A 951-nucleotide genomic window follows, 5' to 3' on the forward strand; every position below is an offset into this window, starting at 1 on the left:
TCTTTTGACTATTGCCGATAGAGGTCGTCTAATTACCAAAGCCTTTTAAGTCCGCGAGTTGCTAACGGACTGCAGCCTTTCTAGGCTGCTTTTTTTATTTTAGGATTTTGCCACTTGCTTAATCCTTTTTCTAAGATGTTCACTGCCGCATTCCAATCACGAATATGGGGCATTCGACAAATTGGACAAGTCCACTCCCGATCCTTAAGGGTTAATTTCTTATAACCATTTTGGCCCATAATACTACCACAAGCATGACAGCGTTGAGTAGTATATTTAGGATCAATTGTTAGAAATTCTTTACCATATAGATCTGCCTTATAAGCCAGCATATTCAGGAAACTACGCCAGCCGACATCAGAAATTGATTGCGACAAGGCATAATTCTTTAACAGGTTTCTGTTTCTTAATTCCTCGGCAACTACTAAATCGTGGTTTTTGATTAGTGTAGTTGAGAGTACTTGTAAAAAGTTATTACGCTGTCTTCTGATCTTATCGTGCAGTTTAGCGACTATTAGACGCTGTTTTTGATAGTTTTTTGCTAGCCACAAATTGCGTCCTTCTTTTTTTGCCCGGCGCTGCCTGCGAGACAAGACACGTTGGGCATGGGCCAGCTTCTTTTTGGTTTTGCGATAAAATCGTGGATTAGCGACCATTGCTCCGTTAGATGCTGTTAGGAAGTTATCTAAATTGAGGTCAATGCCAATTTGACTTTGTGTTTTAGGTAATTCCTTAACAAAAGCAGTATCACTGCCTAACTGCATAGACAGGTAGAACTGGTCATCAGCGGTCTTTTTTATCGTGACTGTGCCAATTCTAGTTGGAATCTGCTTAAGCAAGCGCTCTTTAATCAGTTTTCTAAAACCAGCAATGCGGACAATTCCCAGCTTAGGCAATTTAATATGTTTAGCATCAATAAACCTAGCTGTCCCGTTATCAAGATAGGCTTCT

1 protein-coding gene is annotated in these 951 nt (G+C 40.2%); it reads right to left on the bottom strand.

The window, feature by feature from the left end; all coding sequences use genetic code 11:
* Positions 1-80 precede the first annotated feature (80 nt).
* Positions 81-951 (bottom strand): RNA-guided endonuclease InsQ/TnpB family protein (locus tag JEM49_RS09280; protein ID WP_201874758.1); only part of this gene is annotated, 871 nt, incomplete at its 5' end.

It is taken from the genome of Lactobacillus sp. A27 (genome assembly GCF_016742815.1).
Lineage (GTDB): Bacteria > Bacillota > Bacilli > Lactobacillales > Lactobacillaceae > Lactobacillus > Lactobacillus gallinarum.